The organism is Heterorhizobium halophytocola (assembly GCF_017873095.1).
In the GTDB taxonomy this organism is placed as follows: Bacteria; Pseudomonadota; Alphaproteobacteria; order Rhizobiales; family Rhizobiaceae; genus Allorhizobium; species Allorhizobium halophytocola.
Window position 1 is genome coordinate 263874 of record NZ_JAGGJU010000006.1, and the last position, 25781, is coordinate 289654.

The window sequence follows — 25781 nt, forward strand, 5'->3', positions numbered from 1 at the left end:
AGTTCCACCGCATCCATGACCGCGTCTGGTCTAGCCTCACAGGGTCAGGCCTCAAGGGGAATTCTCATGTTTCTGTCGGTATTCGATGTCTTCAAGATCGGGGTTGGCCCCTCGAGCTCCCACACCATGGGACCGATGACGGCCGCCAACCGGTTTCTCGACCTGATCGCCTCCGACGAATGGCCGCGGCCCGCCGGCGCCGAAGTCGCGGCGCTCAAGGTCAGCCTGCACGGTTCGCTTGCCTATACCGGCATCGGCCACGGCACGGGCCGGGCGGTGATCATCGGACTGACGGGCGAGGCGCCCGACGGGGTCGATCCCGACCGGATGGACCAGATCATCGAGGCGGTCGAGGCGAGCGGCAAGGTGGAGCCCGCCGGCCACCCGGCCTATGGCTTCAAGCCGGACGAAGATCTTGTCTTCGACAAGAAGCAGCCGCTGCCGGGCCACGCCAACGGCATGCGCTTCTCCGCCTTCGACCATGACGGTCGTCTTTTGCTCACCACCGTCTACTATTCGATCGGCGGCGGCTTCGTCGTCACCGAGACCGAATTGCAGCGGATGAAGAATGCGTCGAAGAGCGCCGGCGGCCAGAAGGTGCCCTATCCCTTTGCGTCGGCCAAGGAAATGCTGGCGATGGCGCGAAGCTCGGGGCTGACGATCGCCCAGATGAAGCGGGCCAATGAAGAGACGGTGATGGCGCCGGCCGACCTCGACGCCGGCCTCGACCGGCTCTGGGATGCGATGAACGGCTGCATCGACCGCGGGCTGAAGCAGGACGGCATTCTGCCGGGGGGCCTGAAAGTGCGCCGCCGGGCGCGTTCGATCCACGACAAGCTGAACGAGGAATGGCGCTCCAACAGGGCCAATCCGCTGCTCGCCAATGACTGGCTTTCGGTCTATGCGATGGCCGTCAACGAGGAGAATGCAGCCGGCGGACGCGTCGTCACGGCGCCGACCAACGGTGCCGCAGGCGTCATGCCGGCGACGATCAAATACTACCTGCATTTCCACCCGGACGCCGACCAGAACGGCATCCGCGACTATCTGCTGACGGCGGCCGCCGTCGGCGGCATCATCAAGCACAATGCCTCGATCTCCGGCGCCGAGGTCGGCTGTCAGGGGGAGGTGGGGTCCGCCTCCGCCATGGCCGCCGCGGGCCTTGCCGCCGTCATGGGCGGCTCGCCAGAGCAGATCGAGAACGCCGCCGAAATCGCGCTGGAACACCATCTCGGCATGACCTGCGATCCGGTCGCCGGCCTCGTGCAGGTGCCCTGCATCGAGCGCAATGCGCTCGGCGCTGTCAAGGCTGTGACCGCCGCCTCGCTGGCGCTGAAGGGCGACGGCGTGCATTTCGTGCCGCTCGACGCCGCGATCGAAACCATGCGCCAGACCGGCAACGACATGAGCGAGAAATACAAGGAGACCTCGCTTGGCGGTCTCGCCGTCAATGTGGTGGAATGCTGAGGCGGTCGCGCGCGATCACGGCGGCGACATCCGATCCGACTTGACGCGGCCGCGTCAGAGAGTATCTCCGGTGCCATGACACTTCACATGATCAAGCTTTGCGTCGGCGCCGATTCCGTCGACGATCTCCGGGAATGGGTGGCGCATCGCGCGCTCACCGCCGTTGCGGCCGGGCTGGAGCCGCAGTCCAGCCATGTAACCCGCATGGCACCGAAGCGCGCCGAGGAACTGCTCGATGGCGGCTCGCTCTACTGGATCATCAAGGGCCAGGTCGCGGCGCGGCAAAAACTGATCGGCATCAATACCTTCAAGGACGAGCAGGGGATCGGCCGCTGCGAGCTGGTGCTCGGCCCCGAGGTGATCGAGACCGCGCCGGCGCCGCGCCGTCCGTTCCAGGGCTGGCGCTATCTGGAGCCGGATGCCGCCCCGCGCGACCTGTCGGCCGGCGGCGCGGATCTGTCCGAGATGCCCGATGACCTGAAGCGCGAACTCGCAGATCTCGGGCTTCTCTGAGGTCGCGCCAATGCTTGCCTTCCGCCGCTATCCTTGCGTCGTCGGTGCCTTTGCGTACTCGGCATCGCTCACATGCTCCATCCAGTCGACGGTCTTGCCGTCCTGTTCCTCCTGGGTGGCGATATGGCTCATGGCGTTTTCGGGCGCAGCCCCATGCCAATGCTTCTCGCCCGGTTCGAACCAGACGACATCGCCGGGCCGGATCTCTTCGACCGGACCGCCCTGGCGCTGGACAAGGCCGCGGCCGGACACCACGATCAGCGTCTGACCACGCGGATGGGTGTGCCATGCCGTGCGCGCGCCGGGCTCGAAAGTGACCAGCGCGGCCGCGGCACGGCGTGCCTCGTTCGGCGAGAACAGCGGGTCGATGCGCACCTGGCCGGTGAACCAGTCGGCGGGTCCGCGACCGGAAGGCCGGCTTGCATTGCGAATAATATCCATCAGGGAGCCTCTCTCTGCGTTGCGGCCAGATCCTTGGCATCGGTGGTCGGCGGCATGTCGCGAAGCGCTGACGGCGCGGACCTGACCTCGTTCATATCTGCCGTCGGCGCGCCGGCTTTCAAGGCGAGGCCGGGCCTGCGCCAGATCGAAAGCCCGATCGCCAGCAGCAGCATGACCGGGAGGGCGCCGAGCGCCGTCGTGCCGGCAAGCGCCGGGCCGACGCCGATCCGCTGCATCGCCACCGCCAGCACGAAGGGCGCCGAGGCCGAGAGGATCAGCCGCGCAGACATCGCCCGGCCCTGCAGCCGGCCATAGCCCTCGCTGCCGAACAAAAAGAGCGGCAGCGTGCCACTGGCAATGCTCAGAATGCCGTTGCCCATGCCGAAGATGATCGCAAAGGCGACGCCCCCGGTCAGCGAGGGCGCACTCAGCCAGAGAATGAGGATGCCGACCGGCATCAGCGCCGCCGAGACCAGCGCCAGACCGATCGGCGGCAGGCGCTGACCGAAGGTCATGTTGATCAGCCGGCTCGCCACCTGCGACGGGCCGAACACCGTGCCGACCAGGGCGGCGCTGGCACCGAGGCCGAGGCCGGACAGCAGCGGCACCATATGGATCAGCATCGCCGACGTCAGAAAGCCCTGCAGCGCGAAGGCGATCGCCATCAGCAGGAAGGCGTGACGCCGCCGGTGGCCGGCGATCACCCCGGCCACCGGCCCGGAGACGGTCTTGCGCGTCCTTGCGCCATGGCCCGCGCGGCCGGCCAGATAGGCATGCACCGGCAGGCAGACGAAGAGGTTGAGGCCGGCGAAGATCAGGTAGATCGCCTGCCAGTCGAGCCTTGCATGCAGGGCCGTCGTCAGCGGCCAGAAGACTGTCGAGGCAAATCCGGCGATCAGCGTCAGATAGGTGATGCTGCGGCTTGCGGTATGCGGGTTCAGCTGCACCAGAAGGGCGAATGCCGCGCCATATTGCACGAGATTGGCGGCGATCTCGGCGGCGACCAGTCCCCCGACGAAGACGCTTTTCACCGGCGCCAGCGCGCAGAGGGCAAGCGCTGCGGCACAGAGCGCCGAACCGAGCACCATCACCCGGCCGGCACCGATCCGCTCGAACAGTTCGCCGAGCAGCGGCGCGGTGAAACCGCCGACTACCAGCGCGATCGACAGGGTCGCGAAGAGCCATTCGCGCGGCCAGGAAAAATCCGACGCCATGTCGGAGGCAAGGATCGAAAAGCTGTAATAGAGCGTGCCGTATCCGATGATCTGCGTCAGGCCGAGCAGCAGGACCGGGGTGATATCGACGCGCTCCCGGGTCATATCGAGGTCAACGTCACGCGTTTTTCGAGTTCGGCTGCGCTCTCCACCCGCTCGCTGTAGCGCTCGGTCAGATAGGGCGAGGCGTCGCGGATCAGCCAGGTGAATTTCACCAGTTCCTCGCAGACATCGACCACCCGGTCGTAATAGGCGGAAGGCTTCATCCGGCCGTCGTCGTCGAACTGCTGGAAGGCCTTCGGCACCGAGGACTGGTTGGGGATGGTGACCATCCGCATCCAGCGGCCGAGAATGCGCAGCTGGTTCACGGCGTTGAATGACTGACTGCCGCCGGACACTTCCATCACCGCCAGCGTCTTGCCCTGGGTCGGGCGCACCGCGCCGACCGAAAGCGGGATCCAGTCGATCTGCGCCTTCATGATACCGGTCATGGCGCCGTGACGCTCCGGGCTGATCCACACCTGGCCCTCGGACCATTGGGTCAGCCGGCGCAGTTCCGCGACCCGCGGATGATCGGTCGGCGCCGCGTCGGGCAGCGGCAGGCCGGCCGGATCGAAGATCTCGACCTCGCAGCCGAAATGCTCCAGCAATCGCCGGCATTCCCCGGCCAGCAGCCGGCTGTAGGAGACTTCGCGCAAGGAACCGTAGAGGATCAGGATGCGCGGCTTGTGGGTGGAGGTGAGCGGCTTGAGCCTATCGGGGTCGGGGCGGGCGAGGTGATCGGCAGAAGCTGCGGGAAGCTGGTCAGACAAGGCGCTTGCCCTCGCTGTCGAGAACGGCTTCGCCGTCTTCCTTGGCAAAGGCCCCCTTGTGGCTATCCGGCAGGATATCGAGCACGACTTCCGACGGGCGGGCGAGCCGCGTTCCGAGCGGCGTGACGACGAAGGGGCGGTTGATCAGGATCGGGTGTTCCAGCATGGCGTCGAGCAGCTGCTGGTCGGTAAGCGCGGCATCGTCCAGCCCGAGTTCGTCATAGGGCGTGCCCTTCTTGCGGATCGCGTCGCGCACGCTCAGCCCCGCGTCGGCGATCATCTTTTCCAGCGTCGCGCGCGACGGCGGCGTCGCCAGATATTCGATGATCTCGGGTTCGATCCCGGCATTGCGGATCAGCGCCAGCGTGTTGCGCGAGGTGCCGCAGGCAGGGTTGTGGTAGATGGTCACGTCCATGGTTCAGACCTCCTGGTTCTGGCGCGAAACGGTCCGGCCCTCTTCGTACCAGCCCTTCGAGCGGTTGACGATGAAGACGACCGACAGCATGACCGGCACTTCGATCAGCACGCCGACGACGGTTGCCAGCGCTGCCCCGGAATGGAAGCCGAACAGGCTGATGGCGGCGGCAACCGACAGCTCGAAGAAATTCGACGCACCGATCAGTGCCGAGGGACCGGCGACGCAATGCTGCTCGCCCGACCAGCGGTTCAGCAGATAGGCAAGCCCGGAATTGAAATAGACCTGGATCAGGATCGGCACGGCGAGCAGCGCGATGACACCCGGCTCGGCGATGATCTGCTCGCCCTGAAAACCGAACAGCAGCACCAGCGTCGCCAGCAGCGCCACGAGCGACACCGGCTGCAGCCGGCGCTGCAGCGCCTCGACATCGACCGTGCGGCGCAGGAGCTGGGCCACGATCACCGGCACGACGATGTAGAGCACGACCGACAGCAGCAGCGTGTTCCACGGCACGGTGATCGCCGAAAGGCCGAGCAGCAGGCCGACGATCGGGGCGAAGGCGACGATCATGATGACGTCGTTCAGCGCCACCTGCGACAAGGTGAAATGCGGCTCGCCGCGCGTCAGGTTCGACCAGACGAAGACCATCGCGGTGCAGGGGGCTGCCGCCAGCAGGATCAGGCCTGCGATATAGCTGTCGATCTGGTCGGCCGGCAGCAGCGGCCGGAACAGCCAGCCGACGAAGAGCCAGCCGAGCAGGGCCATCGAGAAGGGCTTCACCGCCCAGTTGACGAACAACGTGACGCCGATGCCGCGCCAGTGGCGACCGACCTGCGTCAGCGCCGAAAAGTCTATCTTCAGCAGCATCGGAATGACCATCAGCCAGACGAGGACTGCGACCGGCAGGTTGACCTTGGCGATCTCGGCCGAACCGATCTGCTGGAACAGGCCGGGCAGGGCGTGGCCGAGCGCAATGCCGGCGACGATGCAGAGAAAGACCCAGAGGGTGAGATAGCGCTCGAAGAGGTTCATGGCGTTTCCCGTCCTGGCCGTGGCCCACAGCCACCCGAGATTGCCCCGCCCGGCCGGCAGATGTCCGGATGGCCGCCGCAGCAGTCTTCCATCAGGAAGGTGACGAGACCGCCGAGCGCCTCGAAATTCGCCGCATAGATGATCGAGCGCGATTCCCGTGCCTGGCTGATCAGCCCGGCGCGGTCGAGCTCCTTCAGGTGAAAGGAGAGGTTGGAGGGCGAGACGTCGAGCGCCGCGGCGATGGCGCCCGCGGCCATGCCGTCCGGGCCTGCGACCACCAGCTGGCGGACAATCTGCAGCCGCGTCTCCTGAGAGAGGGCCGCGAAACAATTGAGGGCTTGACCCTGGTCCATATTTCAATAACTCTTGAAGTGTTGAAGCCGAGGAGTAGCACCGATGATTGCCGTAGACAAGACGCATGACATCACCTTGCAGCGCCTGACCGAAAGCCTCGCAACAGAGCGGTCCGCGCCGCTCCTCTTTCTGCATGACGGGCAGTCGCTGAAACAGGGCTATCACGTGACCGAGGTGAAGGCGGGCCATTTCTCCGCTTTAGACTGTGGCGCCAATCCGGAAGCGTGGTCGGAAATCTTCGTCCAGCTGTGGGACGTCGACGACACCTCCGACCGGGGCCCGATGACGGCCGGGCGCTTCCTCGCCATCATCGCCAAGGTCGTCGACCATGTTCGTCTCGACGGTTCCGCGCAGCTGACCTTCGAGCTCAGCGACGGCGTCGCGCCGATCGCCATCTACTGTGCGCAAAGCCCGGTGCTGGTCGACGGTCGCTGGCAGGTTTCGCTCCACCCCCGGCCCGCGAGCTGCAAGCCGCGCGATCGCTGGCTGGCCGGACAGGAGACGGCGCACTCAACGCCGCTGGCCGCCGCCGCGGCGGCATCCGCCTGCTGCGGCGCACGCCAGCCGGCCTGCTGCTGAGATATGGGGGAAGGGGCGGTCGCCGGTGCTGCCGGCGGCAGGCCCTGGAGGCTCTATTCCGGGGCGCCGTAGCGCAGCCCGTCCATCAACAGGCCGACCAGCCGGTGGGCGCGGGCCTTGAAGTCGGGGCCGTCGGAATAGGAATAGATGCTGGAGAGGGCGTGCAGCACATCGCCGCTTTCCGCGTCGGCGCGGATCGCGCCGCTGGCCTGGGCATTTTCCATCATCCGGGTAAACGTGCGCGGCACCAGCCCGTGCGTCTCGGCAAACAGCTGCGACTTCGATTCCATCATCGCTTTCAGATTGTCGCGCATGCCGCGCTTGGTCGCCATGTAGCCGACATAGCGCTGCATCCATTCCGCCAGCGCCGCCTCCGGCGTCTTTTCCGCCATCAGATGTTCGGCGCAGGCGACCAGCGCCTCGACCTCGTGGCGATAGACCGCCTCGATCAGCGCCTCGCGGGTGGGGAAATGCCGGTAGAGCGTGCCGATGCCGACACCCGCCTGTCGGGCGATCGCTTCGAGCGAGGTATCGACGCCGAACTGCGAAAACGCCTCGGCCGCGACATCCACCAGCTTTTCACGATTGCGGCGCGCATCGGCGCGGAGGGTGGGCTTCGCCGGCGATGTGTCGTCCCGTTGCTCGCGCGCCTGCTGTCCCTTCACATCCTCACCTGACATCATCCCGTAAAAAATAATCGACCGGCCTCTTGGAATTTTCCGGGCCGGTCCCTAAGTTCGCAAACGGAGGGGCCTCCGTTTATTGTCGCATCGCTTCATTCTAGCCTCTTGCAGGCGGCGTGTCATCCATTCCGCAGCCTGCCACTGTCATCTTCTTGCTGAAGGCCCGCATCGTCGGGCCGCCCAATCCAAATTTCGGGGAGACCGCATATGGCGAGTCCGAGTTCACTGGAACTTCACATCAACGGGAGCCGGCACGTCCTGGACGTCGATCCGCGCGCCACCCTGCTCGACGCCCTGCGCGAGACGGCGGGGCTCACCGGCACCAAGAAGGGCTGCGACCAGGGCCAGTGCGGCGCCTGCACAGTCCATGTCGACGGCGAGCGGGTGCTGGCCTGTCTGACGCTGGCCGCCCAGGTCGAGGGACGCGAGATCATCACGGTCGAAGGGCTGGCCGGGGCCGACGGCACGCTGCATGCGGTTCAGCAGGCCTTCATCGACGAGGATGCCTTCCAGTGCGGCTATTGCACGCCGGGCCAGATCATGTCGGCGGTCGCCTGCATCAAGGAAGGCCATGCGGGCTCGGACGACGAGATCCGCGAATTCATGTCGGGCAATCTCTGTCGATGCGGGGCCTATCCCCATATCGTCGCGGCGGTCCGCAAGGCAGCGGAGGCGCTGGCATGAGCGATCAGACCTATTCCCGCGCCGGCAGCGTTGCGCAGGCGGCCGCCCTCAGCGTCGATCCGGGCGCCGTCATCCTTGCCGGCGGCACCACGCTGCTCGACCTGATCAAGTGTGATGTCGCACGACCTGCCACACTGGTCGACATCACCCATCTCTCCGGTCTCGACGAGGCCAAGCAGACCCCGGACGGCGTCACCATCGGCGCGCTGATGAAGATGAGTCACGCCGCGGAGGCGCCTGCGATCCGCGCGGCCTATCCGGCCATTTCCCAGTCGCTGCTGCTCGCCGCCTCGGCGCAGCTGCGCAACATGGCGACGATCGGCGGCAATGTGCTGCAGAAGACGCGCTGTGCCTATTTCCGCGACCCGGAAGCCTATCCCGCCTGCAACAAGCGCAATCCCGGTTCGGGCTGCTCGGCGCTTGACAACGTCACCCGCAACGAGGCGGTGCTCGGCACCAGTGATGCCTGCATCGCGGTCTATCCCGGCGACCTCGCGGTGGCGCTGGCGGCGTTCGATGCGGTGGTGAAGACCGATCACCGAGATATCCCGGTTGCCGACTTCTTCCTGCTGCCGGGCGAGACGCCGGAGCGGGAGACCGTGCTTGAGGCCGGCGAGATCATCACCGGCATCTTCGTGCCGGCCTCTCCGGCAGCAAAAAACTCGACCTATCTGAAGGTACGGGAACGCGCCTCCTACGAGTTCGCCGCCGCCAGTGCCGCCGTCGGGCTCGCATTCGAGGACGATGGACGGACGATCCGCGACATCCACGTCGCCATCGGCGGGGTTGCCACGAGGCCCTGGCGCTGCACCGCTGTCGAGGAGGCCCTGCGCGGCCAGATCTTCGACGAACAGGCCGTTCGCGAGGCGAGCCGCCTTGCGGTCGAGGGTGCTGTTGCTCGCGGCGCCAATGCCTACAAGATTGACCTGGCACCGCGCGTCGTCGCCCGGGCCATTCTTCAGCTCGGAGGTCGGACATGAACTATCAGGACGTCAACACCAAACGCGGCGATGCCTCCGATGGCGGCGCCATCCTCGGGACGGGCGTTGCCCGCCATGACGGTGCGGCCAAGGTGCGCGGCGATGCGGTCTACGCGATCGAGCACAGCCTGCCGGGTCTGCTCTACTGCGTCATGGTCAATTCGACCATCGGCGCCGGGCGGGTGGTGCAGGTCGATGCCCAGAAGGCCGAGGCCATGCCCGGCGTTCGCATGGTGCTGCATGCCGGCAACAGCCTGGAACTGGTGCCGCAGGCCGATTTCTTCGGCAACCGGCCGGCCGGCGACAGCTATAATCCCTTCGCCCGCGAGATCGCCTTCAACGGCCAGCTGGTCGCGGCCGTCGTCGCCGAAACGCTGGAACAGGCGCGGGCCGCGGCCCGGGCCGTCACCGTGGCGGTGGAAAACGGCAAGGTTGTCTCCACCTTCCACGATCCGGCCGCCGGCGAGGGCAATGTCATCGCCGCCATGAGCAAGGACTGGGGCGATCCGGACGCCGCACTCGCCGACGCGCCTGTCGTCGTCGAGGCGACCTACGAGACGCCGCGCGAATACAACGTGCCGATCGAGCCGCATGGCCTGATCGCCCATTGGGAAGACGACGATCACCTGACGCTCTACGAGCACAGCCAGTGGATCGACGGCATGGCGAAATATCATGCGGACGCCTTCGCCATTCCCTTCGACAATGTGCGGATGGTCTGCCCCTATATCGGCGGCGGCTTCGGCTCGAAGGCGCAGGTGCAGCCGCATGCACTGGCGGCCGCCATCGCCTCGAAGCTTCTGAAGCAACCGGTGAAGCTCGCCGTCACCCGGCCGCAGACCTTCACCGCCTTCGGCGGCCGTCCGGCGACGCGCCAGACGCTGAAGCTCGGCGCGACGAAGGATGGCAAGCTGCTCGCCATCGACCATGACGGGGTCAACGAGACGGCGACCTATGCCAATTTCACCGAGACCACCGGCATCGTCACCGGCATGATGTACGACGTGCCGAATTTCCGGTCGCGCCAGCGCACCGTGCCGGTCAACACCGTGCTGCCCGGCCCGTTCCGCGCACCGGGCAAGAATCCGAGCGGGTTCGCGCTGGAAACGGCGATGGACGAGCTGGCGATCAAGCTTTCCATGGACCCTGTCGAACTGCGGCTCAGGAACGAGCCGGAGAAGGACCCGGAGACCGGCAAGCCCTGGTCGACGCGCAAGCTGCGCGAAGCCTATGCCGCAGGTGCCGAAGCCTTCGGCTGGGACAAGCGCAATCCCGAGATCGGCTCGATGCGCGACGGCCATGAACTGATCGGCTGGGGCATGGCGGTCGGCACCCACCCGGTCTATTCCGGCGGCGGCGAGGCGACTGTTTCGGTCAAGGCCGACGGGACGGTCGAGGTGTCCTCCAGCGCCATCGACATGGGGCAGGGCACCTATACCATCCTCGCCCAGACGGCCGCCGATGCGCTGGGCGTGCCGGTCGAGCGCGTCGCGGTCAAGCTCGGCGACAGCCGCTATGCGGGTGCGCCGGTGGCCGGCGGCTCCAAGCTCGCCAACCTGATGGTCGGCGCAGTCCACAAGACGGCGATGGCGGTGCGCGACGAGTTGGTGCAGCTCGGGCTTTCCGATCCGAACTCGCCGCTGCGCGACAAGGCCAACAACCTGATGCTGTCGGGTGGCCGCATCGCCACACCGGCAGGCGAGGGGATCACCCTTGCCGAACTGCTGGCGGCGACCGGCCGGGACGCGGTGGAGCTTACCCGTGACACGCTGCCTGAGGCCGAGCGCACGCCGCAGGAACGCCGGCAGATGTTCGCCACCTTTGCCAGCGGGCACAAGGAAAGCGACTTTGCCGTCTCGCGCCATTCCTTCTGCGCCCACTTCATCGAGGTGCGCGTGGACGAGGATTTCGGCACGGTCAGGGTCTCGCGGGTGGTGACGGCAGTGGATGCCGGACGGCTCTACAACACCAAGCTCGCCGACAGCCAGTTCAAGGGCGGCATCATCATGGGGATCGGCATGGCGCTGCTCGAAGAGGGCGTCACCGATCCGCGCAACGGCCGCATTCTCTCGGCCAATCTGGCCGATTACCGGATCGCCACCAATGCCGATGTCCCGGAGATCCAGACCATCTCCGTCGGGGTGCCGGACTTCCAGGCAACCCCGCTCGGCGGCAAGGCGGTGGGGGAACTGGCGATCGTCGGCGTCGCGGCGGCAATTTCCAACGCCGTCTATCACGCCACGGGCAAACGCGTCCGCAGCCTGCCGATCAGCATCGAAGATCTGCTCTGAGGTCCGTCGCCTGAAAAGCTGAAGAGCAGTACCCGGCCCCGTCGCTCCCCCGCGGCGGGGCCTTTTTTGTGGGCGACCTTGCCCGCCGCTCACCATCGCACGGCACGGCCGGAATCGCGCAAGAAGCGTACTGCGCTGCCCCGCAAAACGGGGGAGCAGAGACTTCGGCCACAAGCCCGATTGCCTTCCGCCCGGGGCGACTGCCGTCCGCCGCGTCCTCCTCCGTCTTGCCCCGCCTCGGGCGTGTCTCGACTGGGGTCAGCGCGTCGCGGCCACGGCCTCGACAATCGGCTCCAGATCGGCCCAGAGGTCCTCGGGCGCCTCCATGCCGATATTGATCCTGAGATAGGTGCCCTGATGACCCTCTTTGCGCACCGTCCTGCGGATGCGCATCGGCGCAAGCAGGCTGTGGGTGCCGCCCCAGGATGCGCCGATCGAGAAGGTCTTTGCCGCCGTCAGATGGCGCTGCAGGACCTCCTCTGCCGCGGCCGGAATGATCAGCGAGAAGACACCGCTGGCGCCGGTAAAATCGCGCTCGAAGACCGCGTGGCCGGCACAGCCGGGCAGGGCGGGATGCAGAACCCTGTCGGCGCCGACCCGCGCCGCCATCCGCTCGGCAAGGTCCCTGGCGACGCGGGAGCAATGGGCAAGCCGCACCGCCATGGTCTCCAGCCCGCGCAGCGCCAGCGCCGCATCGTCGGGGGAAACCCCGATGCCGATCATCCGCAGCACATCTTTAAGCTTCGATCGCAGATCGAGATCGCCAACGGCGATCGAGCCCATCAGCAGGTCGGAATGGCCGCCGACATATTTGGTCAGCGCCTGGGCGGAAAAATCCACGCCATGGGCGAGCGGCTTGAAATAGAGCGGCGTCGCCCAGGTGTTGTCGCAGCCGGTCAGCACGCCGTGCCTTTTCGCCACCGCGACGATCGCCGGGATATCCTGCACTTCCATGGTGGTCGAGCCAGGCGATTCCATCCAGATCAGCTTGACCGTGTCGTCGATCAGCGCTTCGATGCCGGCACCGATCATCGGATCATAGACCCGGTGGGAGATGCCGCGCGGCGCCAGGTAGTTCTCGCAGAACCCGGCGACCGGCGGATAGGCAGTATCGGGGATGAGTACCGTATCGCCCGGCATCAGCACCGCCAACAGGACCACGGTGATCGCCGCCTGGCCGGATGGCACCAGGACCGTGCGTTCAGCCCCCTCCAGCGCCGATAGCGCCGCCTCCAGCGTCCGCGTCGTCGGTGTCCCATGCAGGCCGTAGGTATAACCGTCCGGCCCCCTTTCGCCGCGGCTGGCATAGGCCTCGGCATCCGCAAACGGAATGGTCGAGGCCCGGTAGGTCGGCGTCGCCAGGGTGGCGAAGCCCTCCTCGGAGACGACTGGTTTCTTCACGCATAGGGTTTCGTCACGCATGGCAGGTCCTCATTGACAGTTGTGGCACCCTATGACGAGCGGGACCGGAGATACAATTTGCAATCGCTTCGGCTCCACGGCCAAATTGTCTCGGGCGCCCTCGCGATGTCTCGCCATACGGCCAGGCCCCGCCGGTAGTGCCGTGCCTCTGGTGATCTGCGCAGGGCGTCTGCATATGGTCGATAGGGGGACGCCGGGACATCGATGGCGTTTTGCAGGCTGAGTTTTTCGCGCCGCTATGCCGGGTGATTGGCCGAGAGCGTCTAACATCCGTCCCGATGCCGGCAAATATCAACCAAATGAAGGCTGGATAGCTGACGAACGCAGGAAGGCGTTTGCATCACGCAAGAGCCCGTTCTGGCACAATCGCGCACGACGGCTGGCACAATTCCTGACACAGGCCGGGATCTGCCCAACTGGCTATCGAGTGGTTTCAAAGGGTTGGATGTGTTACAGAGTGCCAAATTTGAAAAGGCGGCTTACGATCGCCGCCCGGCACAGCAGAATTAAACCATGACGAATCAACACCTTCACGGCGAGAAAATCTTCGCCGTCGCCCCGATGATCGATTGGACCGACCGGCATTGCCGGTTCTTCCACCGGCAGCTGTCGCAGCATGCGGTTCTCTACACCGAGATGATCGTCGCCGATGCGATCATCCATGGGCAGCGCGAGCGGCTGCTCGGGTTTTCGCCGGAGGAGCATCCCGTCGTGCTGCAGCTCGGCGGCTCGGATCCGACAAAGCTGGTCGAGGCGGTGAAGATCGCGGCGGACCTCGGCTATGACGAGATCAATTTGAATGTCGGCTGTCCCTCCGACCGGGTCCAGTCCGGTACCTTCGGCGCCTGCCTGATGCGCACACCGGATGTCGTGGCCGCGTGTGTTTCGGCGATGAAGGCTGTCTCGCCCGTTCCGGTCACCGTCAAATGCCGGATCGGTGTCGACGACCAGGCGCCGCAGGTCGTGCTGCCGGACTTTCTCGCCCGCATGGTCGGCGCCGGGGCCGACGCGATCTGGATCCATGCGCGCAAGGCCTGGCTGCAGGGGCTTTCACCGAAGGAAAACCGCGACATCCCGCCGCTCGATTATGATCTCGTGCATCAGATGAAGCGCGAGAACCCGGATGTCTTCCTCGGCATCAATGGCGGCATCGCGACGATCGACGATGCCGTCGCCCATCTCACGGTGATGGACGGGGTGATGCTCGGCCGTGCCGCCTATCACAATGCCACCCTGCTGACGGAAGTGGATGCCGCGATCTACGGCGCGCCGGCAATCGCGGCGGACTGGGATGCGGTGCGCGACACGATGGCGGCCTATGCCGCGCGCTGGATGGACGAGGGCGGCCGGCTGAACCATGTGACGCGACACATGATCGGCCTGTTCCAGGGCTATGCCGGAGCCCGGCGCTATCGCCAGATCCTGTCGTCGGAGGCAACGAAGCCCGGCGCGACGCCGCAGGTGATCCTCGACGCCTTTTCGGCTGTCGACATTGCCGGCGGACCCAAGACGGAAGGCACCGCACGGCCTTCCGCGGCGCCGCCGACAGCGGCTGACGCGCAGGCCGCAGAGTGAGATTGCTGCGCACGCTAACCATATCCTCAGGACACCGGGGCCCGACGCTTGAGAATTTCCGACAATGCATATACTAATCCGCTGTCTCTCAATGAGCGGAAACAAGGGGTGGCCGCTTGGGGATGAAGCCTGCAAGAGTCAAGTTTCACCACAATCTCGCCCTTTGTATACCGCAGCATTCGGCGGTGACGGCAGCGACTCCCGGTATTCGCGTAGTTGCCGCCACGCGAGCGGCATGACTGGCGAGACGTGTAGCGACCGGCCCAACCCGGTAGAGGTCTGGGCGTGAAATGGCGGCTCGTCTGGGACGCAATTGAACGACTGAAGACAGGTTGGCGATGGTAATCGATCCCTATATGATGCTCGACATCGAACGCGATGCGGACGACCAGGAGATCAAGTCTGCCTATCGCAAGGCAGCCAAGAATGCGCATCCCGATTCCGGCGGCGACAGCGAACAGTTCGCCCGCCTGCAGAGCGCCTTCGACCTGTTGAAGGATCCGGTGCGCCGGCGGGTCTACGACGATACCGGCTACGACCCGCAAATGGCCGACCAGAAGGACCTGAAGGTCCTGATGATGATCGAGACGCTGGTCAACGACTTCATTCTCGACGAGCGCGAACCCGGCAGTTTCGACCCGGTGGCGGCCATGCGCCGCAAGCTGTCCGACGATATCCTGAAGAACCGGTTCCACATTCTCGAGCTGGAGCGTCACCGCGCCCGGGTGCGCAAGCACATGGACCGGCTCGGCAAGCGGCCGGACACCGACGTGCTGGGATCGATGCTGCGGGCCCGCTCGCAGTCGATTTCCGAGGCGATCAAGCAGTCGGAGATCCAGATCGACGCGATCGAGCAGGCCTATACCATGCTCGAATCCTATTCCTACGAAATCGACCGCACGGACATGGACGAAGAACACGCCAAGGCGGCGGAATAGAATTGGCGTCCGGCCGGACCGGCAGCCTGGCTGCCCGGTCTTGCAGCTCTTGTCGCTCTTGCCGCTCTGGCGATCGCGCTCAGACTTTCTTCACGCCGTCCAGTTTCGCCCGCACCTGATCGGCAGAGCCGCGGACATAGATCGACAGCGGCTTGCCGCCGGTCGTCGGCACGGCAAAGGCGATGATGCTGACGCCTTCCTCGAAATGCGTGACATAGATCACCTGTGCCGGATTGACGAAGATTTCCTGGTTGTGGGTATTCTTGAAGCTGACCAGCGCCATATGCGTTTCCTTCCCCCTTCGCGGATTCGGACGATGTTATCCCTTCCTCGCGCCAAAAGGTTGAGTGTGGCTTGCGTCGCCGCGCGGATGCGGTCGGGACGCAGGGCTGGTAGAAAGGGAACCCGACTCGCTGTCTGCAGGATGCTTGCAGGATCGCAGCGGGATTGCAGGACATCGACCAGGGAGGACCGGACATGACGGATCAGGAAAAGGCAGTCGCCGAGCAGGAAAGCCGGCTGGTATTCGGCCGCTTCGACGAGACGACGGCCTACGCGATCGGCACGCAGCTGGTCGAGGCGGCGAAGGCGGCAGAGGCGCCGGTGGTGATCGACATCCGCACGCCCGACCGCACGCTGTTTCATGCGGCGCTGCCGGGGGCGGCGCCGGCCAATGATCTCTGGGCGCGGCGCAAGTCGAATGTGGTGTTCCACTTCCACAAGTCCTCCTTTGCCGTCGGGCTGGAAAACGGCCGCAAGGGCCGGACGATCGGCCCCGATATCGGCCTCGACCTTGCCCTGTATGCCGATCATGGCGGCAGCTTTCCGGTGCGGGTGAAGGGCGTCGGCGTCGTCGCGGCGATCACCGTCTCGGGGCTGGCGAGCGCCGAGGATCACGCGATGATCGTCGCGGTGCTGGAAAAGGCGCTGGCCTGAGATTGCCGGCCCTGTCCTTGGAGGATGCTCGCGCGGACATTGGAAACCCCAACCGGCGCTGAGTTACCTTAATGATTTCATTCTAGTTTTTCCTCGTACCGACTCAGGGTCACGGGGAATCACATCATGGACATTGCAGTTTCTACGACATCCGCTGCCGCCGGCAGCTCGACCTCCGGCAGCGGCACCTCGCTGGCGCAGCTGAAATCGCAGCTGGCGGCCAAGCAGGCGGAGCTTTCAAAGGCCGAGACCGACGCGGACAAGGAGGCGATCAGCAAGGAGATCACCACCCTCAAGGCCTCGATCACCAAGGCAGAGGCGAGCGCCGGCGACAGCGGCACGCAGCAGAGCGTGTCGTCACCCGGTGCCGCGGATGGCGGCAAGACCGTCGCCGTGACATCCGCCGACCGCGCGGCGCCGGCGGCAAGGCTCTCTTCGGGCGCCTCCGAGGTGCTGATGCAGATGCGGCCGGGCGGGGCGAAACCACCGCAAGGCGGCGAGGAACCCGACTTTTCCACGCTCTATTCCGAACTCGACAGCGATCAGGACGGCCGGCTGACAAAGGCCGAATTCGCAGCCGGCGCCAAGGCCGAAGGCGATGCCGACTATGCCAGCGCACTGTTCGACGCGCTGGACAGCGATGGCACGGGCGGCCTGTCCCTGGACCAGTTCACCGAGGGCTTGCGGCAGGACGGGCCGGGTGGTCGCGATGGCGCCGGTGGACCGGACGGCCGCGGCGAGGGCTGGACGTCCCGCTGATCGGCGCGAGGAGGCGAGGGCCGGGCAAACCCGGCCCACCCGTCCCGGTCGCTTGCACCTGCCCGTTCCGACCTTGTTTCGGCGCGCCCCCGAACCCATTGCGGCCTCCCGGCGCCTGCGTCACGCGGGCCATCCTCCGGTCATCCGGGCCTTTCCGCGGCGCGTGGTCCTGCCTGTCGATCGGACCGTATGCCGTGCGGCCGGTGGTGAGCGGCGGGCAAGCTTCGGCCTCTAGGACAAATCCGGCGCCGCCGACCGGGTGCTGTCGTCCACCGGAGATCCTCTGGCGGATGGCTTTCACGACAGCCATAGGCGCCAGACGCTAAAGTCCAGCGGCTCTTGCCGCGCCCATCAACAGCCGTGGCAGCGTGAAGGAACGCGGACGCAGCCCGACCGGACCCCCATTTCGGCAGGTGTCGGGGCAGGGCTTGCGAACGGCCAAGGAGGCAGATGCCATGCAGGTTCCGCGCGCACGCGGCCGGCCGAAGGTCCGTTCGGATGCCGACAGTCGGGCGGTCATCGTCGACTGCGCCTTTGCGCTGTTCCTCGAGCAGGGCTATTCCGCGACCTCGACCGGCGAGATCGCGGCCCGCTGCCATATCTCCAAGCGCACCTTCTACCGGCTGTTTGCCCGCAAGATCGATCTCTTCGCGGCGACGGTTGCCATCCACCGCGACCTGATGATGCATTTTCCGCCGCATGATCCCGCTGTTGCGATGGAGGAACAGATCGCCACGGTGTTCCGCGTCGATATCGGCGAGGAGGACGACCGCCGGCGGCAGGCCTTCATGGCGATGAGCATCGACGAATCGCGCAATTGCCCGGAACTGCTGGACCACATCGCCCGCGAGGGCAGCGAGCGCAGCCGGGCGGATCTCGCGGCCTGGCTGGCCGACGGCCAGCGCCTGGGCCTGATCGCAGCGGGCGATCCGCTGTCGATGGCGCGGATCATGATGGACGTGCTGTTCGGCGCTGCGGCGCTGAAGACCGGGCACGGCCACCAATGGCCGGGCGGCGAGAGCCGTGGCGTGTTCATGCGCCATTGTATCCAGCTGATCGTCCGCGGCATCGCGGCGCGGCCGGACGCCCGGGCGGCGAGGGATCCGGCCAACGGTCGGGTCGCGGCCGCGCCGCTGAAGGTCGAGGCGGATGGCAGCGGCCGCAAAGGCGCAATGACCTGCGGGCAGCACGAAATTCCGGCCGGGCGAAAACCCTCCGGTCGATGATGTCGTTCCTCTGGCCTTGCCGATGGAAGGCGGACGGGGCGCAAGAAGCTGCCGCGTAGAGAACGAATTGATAAGATGGCACCTCCCGGCGCCCCGCTCGACGTCCCCTGCCGGTTGCCCGGGACAGGGGAAGCCACGCACGCAACTCCACCTTCGGCGCGCGACGGGATTGTCAAAGACGATCTGCCCCAGGGTGGGCATGCCGTCACCCGTTCGCTGCCACCTGTCATGCGGTAACGGTCCGCGGGTGCCAAAGCCGCTGCGACCGCCGGGCGCATACCGTCTCCGTCCCTTGCCGGAGAGGGCGCACACCCCGCATGCCCGTATCCGATGGTCGCAACGCAAGCCGGTCCATGCTTGCGCCCGCCGCCACCCGATCCGGGGGAAGCCTGTCGCGACCCCGCCTGCGGGATATCGCGTCATCCCCCGCAACCAGCGCCGGCCCCGCCTCGCCGACAACGCCTGTCGGTGTATCCGTGGGCGGGACAGGGGCATGATCGCATGGGGGCGCGGGAGGGGGAAAATTTGGGGGGAGGGAATTTTAAATAAATTTTTTCGTGCAATGTGTCGCCAGCATCGCTGGCAAGTTCAATGCCGGCGCTCTTTCTTCACCGGCGCGGGCCAAGGGCGGGGAGATGGGAGGCGACAGCGGCTGGGATGCGAAAATGGACTTGGCGTGAATCCTTGGGTCAATCCCGACGATGACGGAATGTTCAGCGCTTGATCTTCACCTCCACCGTCGGCGCTTACTTCGGGTTCGAGAAAGCCGTCCCTTGCGCCACCCGCAGTAAGGTCTTCTTCGGGCTTTGCACTGGGACCTGCCAAGCACGGTGACCGGCATCTGCACGCCCGACGGGACGCTGTTTCACGCCGCCCTGCGGCCTCGAGGCCGGGCAATGATCTCTGGGCACGGCGCAAGTCGAAAGTCGTCTTTCACTTCCACAAATTCTCCTATGCAGTGCGGCTGGGGATGCGCCGCAAGGAACGCACGATCGGCCCCGACATCCGTCTGGACCCGGCCGACTGTGCCGAACAAGGCGGCAGCTTCCCGGTCCGCGTCACCGGCGTCGGCGTGGTCGCGGCGATCACCGTGTCAGGACTGGCGCAGGAGGACGATCACGGGATGATTGTCGGCGTGTTGGGCTGAGGTGGGGCTGAGGGGAACCCGGGTGAGCGGCTCGTCCTGCCGATCCGCTCGCCGTCCGTGTTCATACCTGCAGCCGTCATCCTCTGTTTCCCGTCGTCTCCGCTTTGCGGTCATCCTCGAGCTTGTCCCGAGTATCTCCTAGGATGAGGTTTGCTCCGGCAGTTCCACATCCCCGCCGTTTTGGTCAGCCACGCCGTCTGAGTCGCGACAGCTAGGGCGCCTTGTCTGTGTGTGCCTCATTGGAACGTCCGATCAGGCTCTCCAAGGTTTTGAGGAGTCCAACTCCATCAAGCGAGCGAGGGTTTAATTTTGTTGGGGCTTTGAAACGTTCATCCGCGCGCTTTTACGAAGAGGCCACATAAACGGCGGCCTAAACGTATGAGTTGATGTCCTGAGCTTTCTTAACATCAAGCGAAATGGGGTCGTTGCCTGTGATGAGCCCTCTGGCTCTAAGGTTCGTGAGTGAAGCTTCAAACGTCGCCACATTTTGACAAAAATGGTTTTTTAGCGTGGATACGTTGATCGTGTTTTTTCCCCAGTGGCTTCGTCTTTTCATCGTAAGAAGTATTCTGCGCGATCCCACATCAAGTTCATTTCTGTGAGACAACCCAATGATGGAATCGTCCATTTCTTGGAGAGCCTCTACGTGATGCTCAATTCCAAAGTAGTGACTATGTGTTTGTTGGACTGTCTCGATATTTGAAGTCCCGATAAGAACTACTTCGTATTTCTCCTCTTCAGGAAATTGCCGTTCGTAACGCGAATATGCTTCGACCGCCTGATTGGCGTTCCGGCTCACAATGTCCCACAAAACAAAATTTCCATCCGCCCAATCAAAAACCAATATCCAGTTATTTAGCTGACCATAACTTTGTTCTTCTTTCGCCGACATCGTCTTCACAATGTCATAATTCACATGGCCACCCAACGCTCTCCTATCTGAACTCTTACCAATGATCACTTCTGCGTTGACCCTGAGTTCTTGTAACTGGATCTCTGTGTCACGCCCCAAGCTTTCACCTTGCTCAACCCGATACAAGGCATTTGAGAATTGTTTGAAGTAATCAATGACATCCCGATGTCCGTCGCCTTCCTTTAGCCGATGTCCGTAGATGACCGATGTTCTTTCTATGCTTTCTGACCAATAGTGCTGGATCTTACTTCTTATCTGCAATTCTATTGTATATCCCTCGATTTGAAGGATTAAGTGATAAGCCCGATATCCACTGTCATCTCGCCCCAACTCCCTGTAGTCTGTCCGGCGAAGGATTTTAATGATGTCGGAAGAATGCAGTTTTGAGTATATAAAACGTAAGGTTTCGTCGACATCTTTATCTGTATCAACAATAATACGACAGCCTCCGATGTCTTGCAATTGAGTTAGACGTACACTAAGCCTTCGCAGTTTTCGAATAATCTGTGGTCTTCGCTTTAATCTCTGCGCGATATAGTAATTTTTATCGTACGTTTGAAGCCACTGCTGAATTTCTAAAGTCAGCTTGGTTAGTGGGGCGAGATGGCGCCTGCGATAATCTTCAAATGCATATTCGAGTTCCAATGTCAATTCATCGTATGGTCTGCTCTGATCACTTAGAACGCGACCTGCCTTGTCAATTTTTGATTTCGAGTAAATCATTTCAACAGGCATGAATTGTAACTCCACTTCAATTGCAAATATAAGATCTCTACGTTCGCGGTATCAGTCAACTCACAAAGCAATAAAAACTGTCATCCAAAGATAATGGTGCATCCGTGCGGTCTCTGACTTATCTACTGTGCGGGATTAGCGAGATCGAGTGTGCGTTTGAGTTCGCCGTTTTATGGCCTGCAACCACCACAGCACCAACCCAATTGTCAAAGCCTTCGTCAAACCCCTCACCAGCCATCGGGTTTTGCGGGACTCGCTACGCAAACCAGCGCTAGCAAAACTTACGATATCGCAGAGCTTAGATGCAAAGTTTTGCATGGGATTTCGGGAGTGGTGCCCGTCGTGGCTGCAGGCTGACGCCGTTGTCGTCGAGGAAGGCGACGGCATCGTCGATCGCCTTGTGCGGCAAATGCCCCGCAGGGGAAGAGGGGCTGTCTTTTACTTTGAGATTTGGATCCTCGGGTCAGGCCCGAGGATGACGGGCGTTCGCGGGGGCGGAGGACGACCGATCCCTCCCGAGGATGACGGGCGTTTGCCGTCCGGGAGGGCGCGGGGCGGGCCCATACTTTTCCGGGCCGATCGGCGTTACTCCGCCTTCAGCGAATTGATGATGTAGCCGAGATCGTTGGCGTGCTTGTCCTGGTCGCCCTTGGAGCCCCAATAGGTGATGACCAGGAGCTTGCCGGTCTTGGGCGAGGAGACGGAGAGGCCGATGGAGACGGGGCCGTCCTCGTCGGTGCCGTCCCAGTCGAAATTGCTCATCTTCATGCCGTTGACCGTGTCTTCCGACTGCTTCTCGGTCGAGCTGTCGACGCTGACGCCGTTGTCGTCGAGGAAGGCGACGGCATCGTCGATCACCTTGTCGGAGGTCTCGGCGTCGGCAACGTCGATATAGATGTAGATCGCATCGTCGGCCGACAGGATCTGCGCGCCGGTTTCGGTCTCCTCCAGTGTCCAGCCATCGGGGGCGGAAATGCTGGCGACCGGGTCGTCGCTCGGGAATTTGAGGGTATCGGCAAGGGCGGCGCCCGCCAGCAACAGGGTGGCGAAGGCGGCGGCGACAAGGGCTTTCATCGGAGTGTCCTGTATGAGGATGGCGGATGGCAGAGAAAAGCACGGCCGCGTGAGTCTGGCGAGGGGGTCCATGCTCCGCTGGGACGCATTGACCGCCGACACCAAAAAAGGTTGTGCGATGCCGGGATAGCCGAGGGCCGCGGGCGGGGAGCCGATGCTGTCCCGGCCAAGGTGGGGTCCGGGTGCACAGGACGCGCAAGGACGGATGCTGCTGCCGCTGTTCTGCGAATGTCGAGGCAGGCTCGGAAGGCGCTTGACCACTTCCGTCCTGCCGGACTGTCGGGTCGGGCCACACGTGTTGTCCCGTCCTTCGGACCCAGCCACAAAGGGAGGATCAATTGCATATGAGAAAAAACCCCTCCCAACCCTCCCCGCAAGGGGGAGGGCTTAGCCCAGTCGCACCGCCTGCGCGCGAAGACGAACGGGTCAACCGGTGCGGCTACTGTCCCGGCCGGCCCGTCTTGCCCTTGGTGCGCTTCTGGCGTTTCTGGTCGCCGGCGTCCTCGTAGGAGCCGGCGCCGACCTTGCCGCGGACGACCGGGCGCGGGTCGTCCTTGCGTTCGGCCTGGCGTTCAGGCTGGCCTTCGAGCAGTGGCGAGAAGCGCTTGCCGCCGGACGTCTCCGGCTTTTCCGGCAGTTTGCCGGTCACCGGCTTTTCCGTGCGGCCGACGGTCATTTCGTCGAGGCTGTTCTTGCGGAACAGCGGTTTTGCCGTATCGGTGCCCGGGCCCATGTCGTCGAGCGACGGCTTGGCGAAATAGGAGGCTTGCGCCGCTGATCTCCCCCCTTGAGGGGGAGATGCCCCGTCAGGGGCAGAGGGGGGGGAAGCGGCAGGCTTGGAGAGTGGCGTACCCCCCTCTGTCCTGCCGGACATCTCCCCCTCAAGGGGGGAGATCGAATCGTGGCGCGCGCCCGCGCCTTTGCTACCGTCAGATGATGGCGGCTGGAGGGAGGCGGATTTGCCGCCACCCTTGCCTTTCGGCTTGCCGGCATTTTCCTGGGTTGCGGCTTCCTGGCGGGCCATGGGGTCGTCCATGGTGGCGAGCTCGGCGGCCTTCAGGCGCTTGATCTCGTCGCGCAGGCGGGCGGCCTTTTCAAAGTCGAGGTCGGCTGCGGCGTCGCGCATGCTCTTTTCCAGCGCGTTGAGGTGCGCCTGCAGGTTGTTGCCGACCAGATGGCCGCCATCGGCAAAGCCCTTGCCGCCCGAGGCGCCGGAGATGTCGGCGCGGACATGGTCGCGCTCATAGACGGAATCGAGGATGTCGGAGATCTTCGCCTTGACCGACTCCGGGGTGATGCCGTGCTCGGTGTTGTAGGCCATCTGCTTTTCGCGGCGGCGCGCGGTCTCGTCCATCGCCCGCTGCATCGAGCCGGTGATCTTGTCGGCATAGAGAATGACCTTGCCGTCGACATTGCGCGCCGCACGACCGATGGTCTGCACGAGGGAGGTCTCCGAGCGCAAAAAACCTTCCTTGTCGGCGTCGAGGATGGCGACGAAACCGCATTCCGGAATATCGAGGCCCTCGCGCAGCAGGTTGATGCCGACGAGCACATCGAAGGCGCCGAGGCGCAGATCGCGGATGATCTCGATGCGCTCCAGCGTGTCAATGTCGGAATGCATGTATCGCACGCGCACGCCCTGTTCGTGGAGGTATTCGGTGAGGTCCTCGGCCATGCGCTTGGTCAGCACGGTGCAGAGCGTGCGATAGCCCTTCTGCGCGGTCTCGCGGATCTCGCCGAGCACGTCGTCGACCTGGGTCTTGGCGGCGCGCACCTCGACCGGCGGGTCGATCAGGCCGGTCGGGCGGATCACCTGTTCGGCAAAGACGCCGCCGGACTGTTCCATCTCCCAGTTGCCGGGCGTGGCCGAGACGGCGACGGTCTGCGGCCGCATGGCGTCCCATTCCTCGAAGCGCAGCGGGCGGTTGTCCATGCACGACGGCAGGCGGAAGCCGTATTCGGCAAGCGTCGCCTTGCGGCGAAAGTCGCCCCGGTACATGCCGCCGATCTGCGAGACGGAAACATGGCTTTCGTCGATGAACAGCAGGGCATTGTCGGGGATGTATTCGAACAGCGTCGGTGGCGGCTCGCCCGGCGCGCGGCCGGTCAGGTAGCGCGAATAGTTCTCGATGCCGGCGCAGGCGCCGGTCGCCTCCATCATCTCGATATCGTAGCGGGTGCGCTGTTCCAGACGCTGCGCCTCCAGCAGGCGGCCGCCCTTTTCCAGTTCGGCGAGGCGGATCTTCAGTTCTTCCTTGATCGCCTTGATCGCGCCGTTCAGCGTCGGGCGCGGGGTCACATAGTGGGAATTGGCGTAGATCTTCACCGACTTCATATCGCCGGTCTTCTTGCCGGTCAGCGGGTCGAATTCGGTGATGCTCTCGATCTCGTCGCCGAACATCGAAATGCGCCAGGCGGCATCTTCCAGGTGGGCGGGGAAGATCTCGATCGTGTCGCCGCGCACCCGGAACGAACCGCGGACGAAATTGATGTCCTGGCGCTTGTATTGCTGGGCCACGAGGTCGGCGAGCAATTGCCGCTGGTCGAGCCGGTCGCCGACCTCCATCTGGAAGGTCATCGCCGTGTAGGTCTCGACCGAGCCGATACCGTAGATGCAGGAGACCGAGGCGACGATGATGCAGTCGTCGCGCTCCAGAATGGCGCGGGTGGCGGCGTGGCGCATCCGGTCGATCTGTTCGTTGATCGACGATTCCTTCTCGATAAAGGTGTCGGAGCGCGGCACATAGGCTTCCGGCTGGTAATAGTCGTAATAGGAGACGAAATATTCCACCGCATTGTCGGGGAAGAAATTCTTGAACTCCGAATAGAGCTGGGCGGCGAGCGTCTTGTTCGGCGCCAGGATCACGGCCGGGCGCTGGGTCTCTTCGATCACCTTGGCCATGGTGAAGGTCTTGCCAGAGCCGGTGACGCCGAGCAGCACCTGGGAGCGCTCGCCTGAATTGGCGCCCTCGACCAGTTCGGCGATCGCGGTCGGCTGGTCGCCGGCCGGCGCGTAGTCGGACGCCATGCGGATCTTGATGCCGCCCTCGGACTTTTCCGGCCGGGCCGGGCGATGCGGCGTCCAGATCTTGCCGTCCTTGAACAGCGGATTGCCGCTCTCGATCAGCGACGACAGGGCCTCGACGGTGGCGGTGACGGCACCGGGCGCCAGCGCCTTTGCGTCTTCCAGCGAGGTGTCCATGCCAGCCACCGGATTGAGCCCGGCGGCAGCGCGCGTCTTCGGATCCGACGAGGCGCCGATCGACACGCCACGGGACGTTTTCTGAGCGGTGGTGTTCTTTGCGGTCTTCTTGGCGGCCTCGACCTTTTCGGTGTGCTGGCGGGCGGCGTTCTCGACCTTGCGGCGGTGCTTGCCGGCCTTGGAGGCGATCTCGCGCTGGCTCTCGACACTGCCGGCCTCGGCCTCCGCCTCGAGCTGTTTCACCCAGTCGGAGACGCTGCCGGAGAGCGGTTCGCCCTCGAAACCGGACTGCGGGGCTTCCTCGAAACCGGGTTTCGGATCGGATTTTTTCGGTGATCTGGCCATGGGCGGAATATGGAGAGAGTGGCCGGCAAAGGGAAGGGGGT

24 protein-coding genes are annotated in these 25781 nt (G+C 64.4%); 12 read left to right on the forward strand and 12 right to left on the reverse strand.

What is annotated here, in order from left to right; translation table 11 throughout:
- Window positions 1-66 precede the first annotated feature (66 nt).
- Together J2Z17_RS12935 and J2Z17_RS12940 are read left to right on the forward strand one after the other, a co-directional pair.
- A complete protein-coding gene (locus J2Z17_RS12935) occupies window positions 67-1467 on the forward strand; it encodes an L-serine ammonia-lyase (RefSeq protein ID WP_209945599.1) in 1401 nt (466 codons plus the stop codon).
- Window positions 1468-1542: 75 nt separating this feature from the next.
- The gene (locus J2Z17_RS12940; protein WP_209945601.1) at window positions 1543-1980 is read left to right on the forward strand and encodes a DUF1489 family protein; all 438 of its coding nucleotides are present in this window, start codon (window positions 1543-1545) and stop codon (window positions 1978-1980) included.
- A gap of 27 nt (window positions 1981-2007) precedes the next feature.
- Here the strand turns inward: J2Z17_RS12940 and J2Z17_RS12945 are convergent, their stop codons facing one another.
- The 6 genes from J2Z17_RS12945 to J2Z17_RS12970 are packed head-to-tail and all read right to left on the reverse strand — an operon-like array spanning window position 2008 to window position 6250.
- Entirely contained in the window at window positions 2008-2421 is a 414-nt protein-coding gene (locus tag J2Z17_RS12945) for a (R)-mandelonitrile lyase (RefSeq protein WP_209945603.1), read from the reverse strand.
- Complete coding sequence (gene arsK, locus J2Z17_RS12950; RefSeq protein WP_209945605.1) at window positions 2421-3740, reverse strand: arsenite efflux MFS transporter ArsK; 1320 nt, start codon at window positions 3738-3740, stop codon at window positions 2421-2423. Before arsK ends, J2Z17_RS12945 begins: the two co-directional genes overlap by 1 nt.
- On the reverse strand, window positions 3737-4447 hold the full coding sequence (gene arsH, locus J2Z17_RS12955; protein ID WP_209945607.1) for an arsenical resistance protein ArsH: 711 nt from the start codon (window positions 4445-4447) through the stop codon (window positions 3737-3739). Before arsH ends, arsK begins: the two co-directional genes overlap by 4 nt.
- Window positions 4440-4862, reverse strand: a complete 423-nt coding sequence (gene arsC, locus J2Z17_RS12960) for an arsenate reductase (glutaredoxin) (RefSeq protein WP_209945609.1) — start codon at window positions 4860-4862, stop codon at window positions 4440-4442. Before arsC ends, arsH begins: the two co-directional genes overlap by 8 nt.
- A 3-nt stretch (window positions 4863-4865) precedes the next feature.
- On the reverse strand, window positions 4866-5897 hold the full coding sequence (gene arsB / locus J2Z17_RS12965; RefSeq protein ID WP_209945610.1) for an ACR3 family arsenite efflux transporter: 1032 nt from the start codon (window positions 5895-5897) through the stop codon (window positions 4866-4868).
- Window positions 5894-6250, reverse strand: coding sequence for an ArsR/SmtB family transcription factor (locus J2Z17_RS12970; RefSeq protein ID WP_209945612.1), 357 nt, complete (start codon window positions 6248-6250; stop codon window positions 5894-5896). Before J2Z17_RS12970 ends, arsB begins: the two co-directional genes overlap by 4 nt.
- A 43-nt stretch (window positions 6251-6293) precedes the next feature.
- On the opposite strand from J2Z17_RS12970, the gene J2Z17_RS12975 reads away from it, so the two are divergent.
- Window positions 6294-6830: a DUF6428 family protein gene (locus J2Z17_RS12975; protein WP_209945614.1), complete on the forward strand. Its 537-nt coding sequence runs from the start codon at window positions 6294-6296 to the stop codon at window positions 6828-6830.
- A 53-nt stretch (window positions 6831-6883) separates the two neighbouring features.
- Here J2Z17_RS12975 and J2Z17_RS12980 read toward each other — a convergent pair whose 3' ends face one another.
- Entirely contained in the window at window positions 6884-7495 is a 612-nt protein-coding gene (locus tag J2Z17_RS12980) for a TetR/AcrR family transcriptional regulator (RefSeq protein WP_342454404.1), read from the reverse strand.
- Between the two features lie 225 nt (window positions 7496-7720).
- On the opposite strand from J2Z17_RS12980, the gene J2Z17_RS12985 reads away from it, so the two are divergent.
- The 3 genes from J2Z17_RS12985 to J2Z17_RS12995 are packed head-to-tail and all read left to right on the forward strand — an operon-like array spanning window position 7721 to window position 11468.
- Window positions 7721-8197 (forward strand): (2Fe-2S)-binding protein, encoded by a 477-nt coding sequence (locus tag J2Z17_RS12985; RefSeq protein WP_209945618.1) that lies wholly within the window; start codon window positions 7721-7723, stop codon window positions 8195-8197.
- The gene (locus tag J2Z17_RS12990) at window positions 8194-9177 is read left to right on the forward strand and encodes an FAD binding domain-containing protein (RefSeq protein ID WP_209945620.1); all 984 of its coding nucleotides are present in this window, start codon (window positions 8194-8196) and stop codon (window positions 9175-9177) included. Before J2Z17_RS12985 ends, J2Z17_RS12990 begins: the two co-directional genes overlap by 4 nt.
- Entirely contained in the window at window positions 9174-11468 is a 2295-nt protein-coding gene (locus tag J2Z17_RS12995) for a xanthine dehydrogenase family protein molybdopterin-binding subunit (protein WP_209945622.1), read from the forward strand. The genes J2Z17_RS12990 and J2Z17_RS12995 overlap by 4 nt, the downstream gene beginning before the upstream one ends.
- Window positions 11469-11726: 258 nt before the next feature.
- Here J2Z17_RS12995 and J2Z17_RS13000 read toward each other — a convergent pair whose 3' ends face one another.
- Window positions 11727-12890, reverse strand: a complete 1164-nt coding sequence (locus tag J2Z17_RS13000) for a trans-sulfuration enzyme family protein (protein ID WP_209945624.1) — start codon at window positions 12888-12890, stop codon at window positions 11727-11729.
- Window positions 12891-13403: 513 nt separating this feature from the next.
- Here J2Z17_RS13000 and dusA point away from each other — a divergent pair.
- Together dusA and J2Z17_RS13010 are read left to right on the forward strand one after the other, a co-directional pair.
- Window positions 13404-14465 carry a tRNA dihydrouridine(20/20a) synthase DusA gene (dusA, locus tag J2Z17_RS13005; protein WP_209945626.1) on the forward strand — a complete coding sequence of 354 codons (1062 nt, stop codon included), beginning with the start codon at window positions 13404-13406 and terminating at the stop codon, window positions 14463-14465.
- A gap of 338 nt (window positions 14466-14803) precedes the next feature.
- Window positions 14804-15403 (forward strand): J domain-containing protein, encoded by a 600-nt coding sequence (locus J2Z17_RS13010; protein ID WP_209945628.1) that lies wholly within the window; start codon window positions 14804-14806, stop codon window positions 15401-15403.
- A 79-nt stretch (window positions 15404-15482) separates the two neighbouring features.
- Here the strand turns inward: J2Z17_RS13010 and J2Z17_RS13015 are convergent, their stop codons facing one another.
- A complete protein-coding gene (locus tag J2Z17_RS13015) occupies window positions 15483-15686 on the reverse strand; it encodes a hypothetical protein (protein ID WP_209945630.1) in 204 nt (67 codons plus the stop codon).
- Between the two features lie 194 nt (window positions 15687-15880).
- On the opposite strand from J2Z17_RS13015, the gene J2Z17_RS13020 reads away from it, so the two are divergent.
- From J2Z17_RS13020 to J2Z17_RS13035, 4 genes are all read left to right on the forward strand, one after another.
- A complete protein-coding gene (locus tag J2Z17_RS13020; protein WP_209945632.1) occupies window positions 15881-16339 on the forward strand; it encodes a heme-degrading domain-containing protein in 459 nt (152 codons plus the stop codon).
- Between the two features lie 126 nt (window positions 16340-16465).
- Window positions 16466-17098, forward strand: a complete 633-nt coding sequence (locus J2Z17_RS13025; protein WP_209945634.1) for an EF-hand domain-containing protein — start codon at window positions 16466-16468, stop codon at window positions 17096-17098.
- Window positions 17099-17553: 455 nt separating this feature from the next.
- Window positions 17554-18324: a TetR/AcrR family transcriptional regulator gene (locus J2Z17_RS13030; RefSeq protein ID WP_209945636.1), complete on the forward strand. Its 771-nt coding sequence runs from the start codon at window positions 17554-17556 to the stop codon at window positions 18322-18324.
- Window positions 18325-19165: 841 nt separating this feature from the next.
- Complete coding sequence (locus tag J2Z17_RS13035) at window positions 19166-19471, forward strand: heme-binding protein (RefSeq protein WP_245224099.1); 306 nt, start codon at window positions 19166-19168, stop codon at window positions 19469-19471.
- A gap of 370 nt (window positions 19472-19841) precedes the next feature.
- Here the strand turns inward: J2Z17_RS13035 and J2Z17_RS13040 are convergent, their stop codons facing one another.
- The 3 genes from J2Z17_RS13040 to uvrB all read right to left on the reverse strand — a co-directional run bounded on the left by J2Z17_RS13040 (window position 19842) and on the right by uvrB (window position 25740).
- Window positions 19842-21119, reverse strand: coding sequence for a RelA/SpoT domain-containing protein (locus J2Z17_RS13040; protein ID WP_209945637.1), 1278 nt, complete (start codon window positions 21117-21119; stop codon window positions 19842-19844).
- 585 nt (window positions 21120-21704) lie between these two features.
- Complete coding sequence (locus J2Z17_RS13045) at window positions 21705-22193, reverse strand: histidine kinase (protein ID WP_209945639.1); 489 nt, start codon at window positions 22191-22193, stop codon at window positions 21705-21707.
- Window positions 22194-22632: 439 nt separating this feature from the next.
- Window positions 22633-25740: an excinuclease ABC subunit UvrB gene (uvrB, locus tag J2Z17_RS13050; protein WP_209945641.1), complete on the reverse strand. Its 3108-nt coding sequence runs from the start codon at window positions 25738-25740 to the stop codon at window positions 22633-22635.
- Window positions 25741-25781 lie beyond the last annotated feature (41 nt).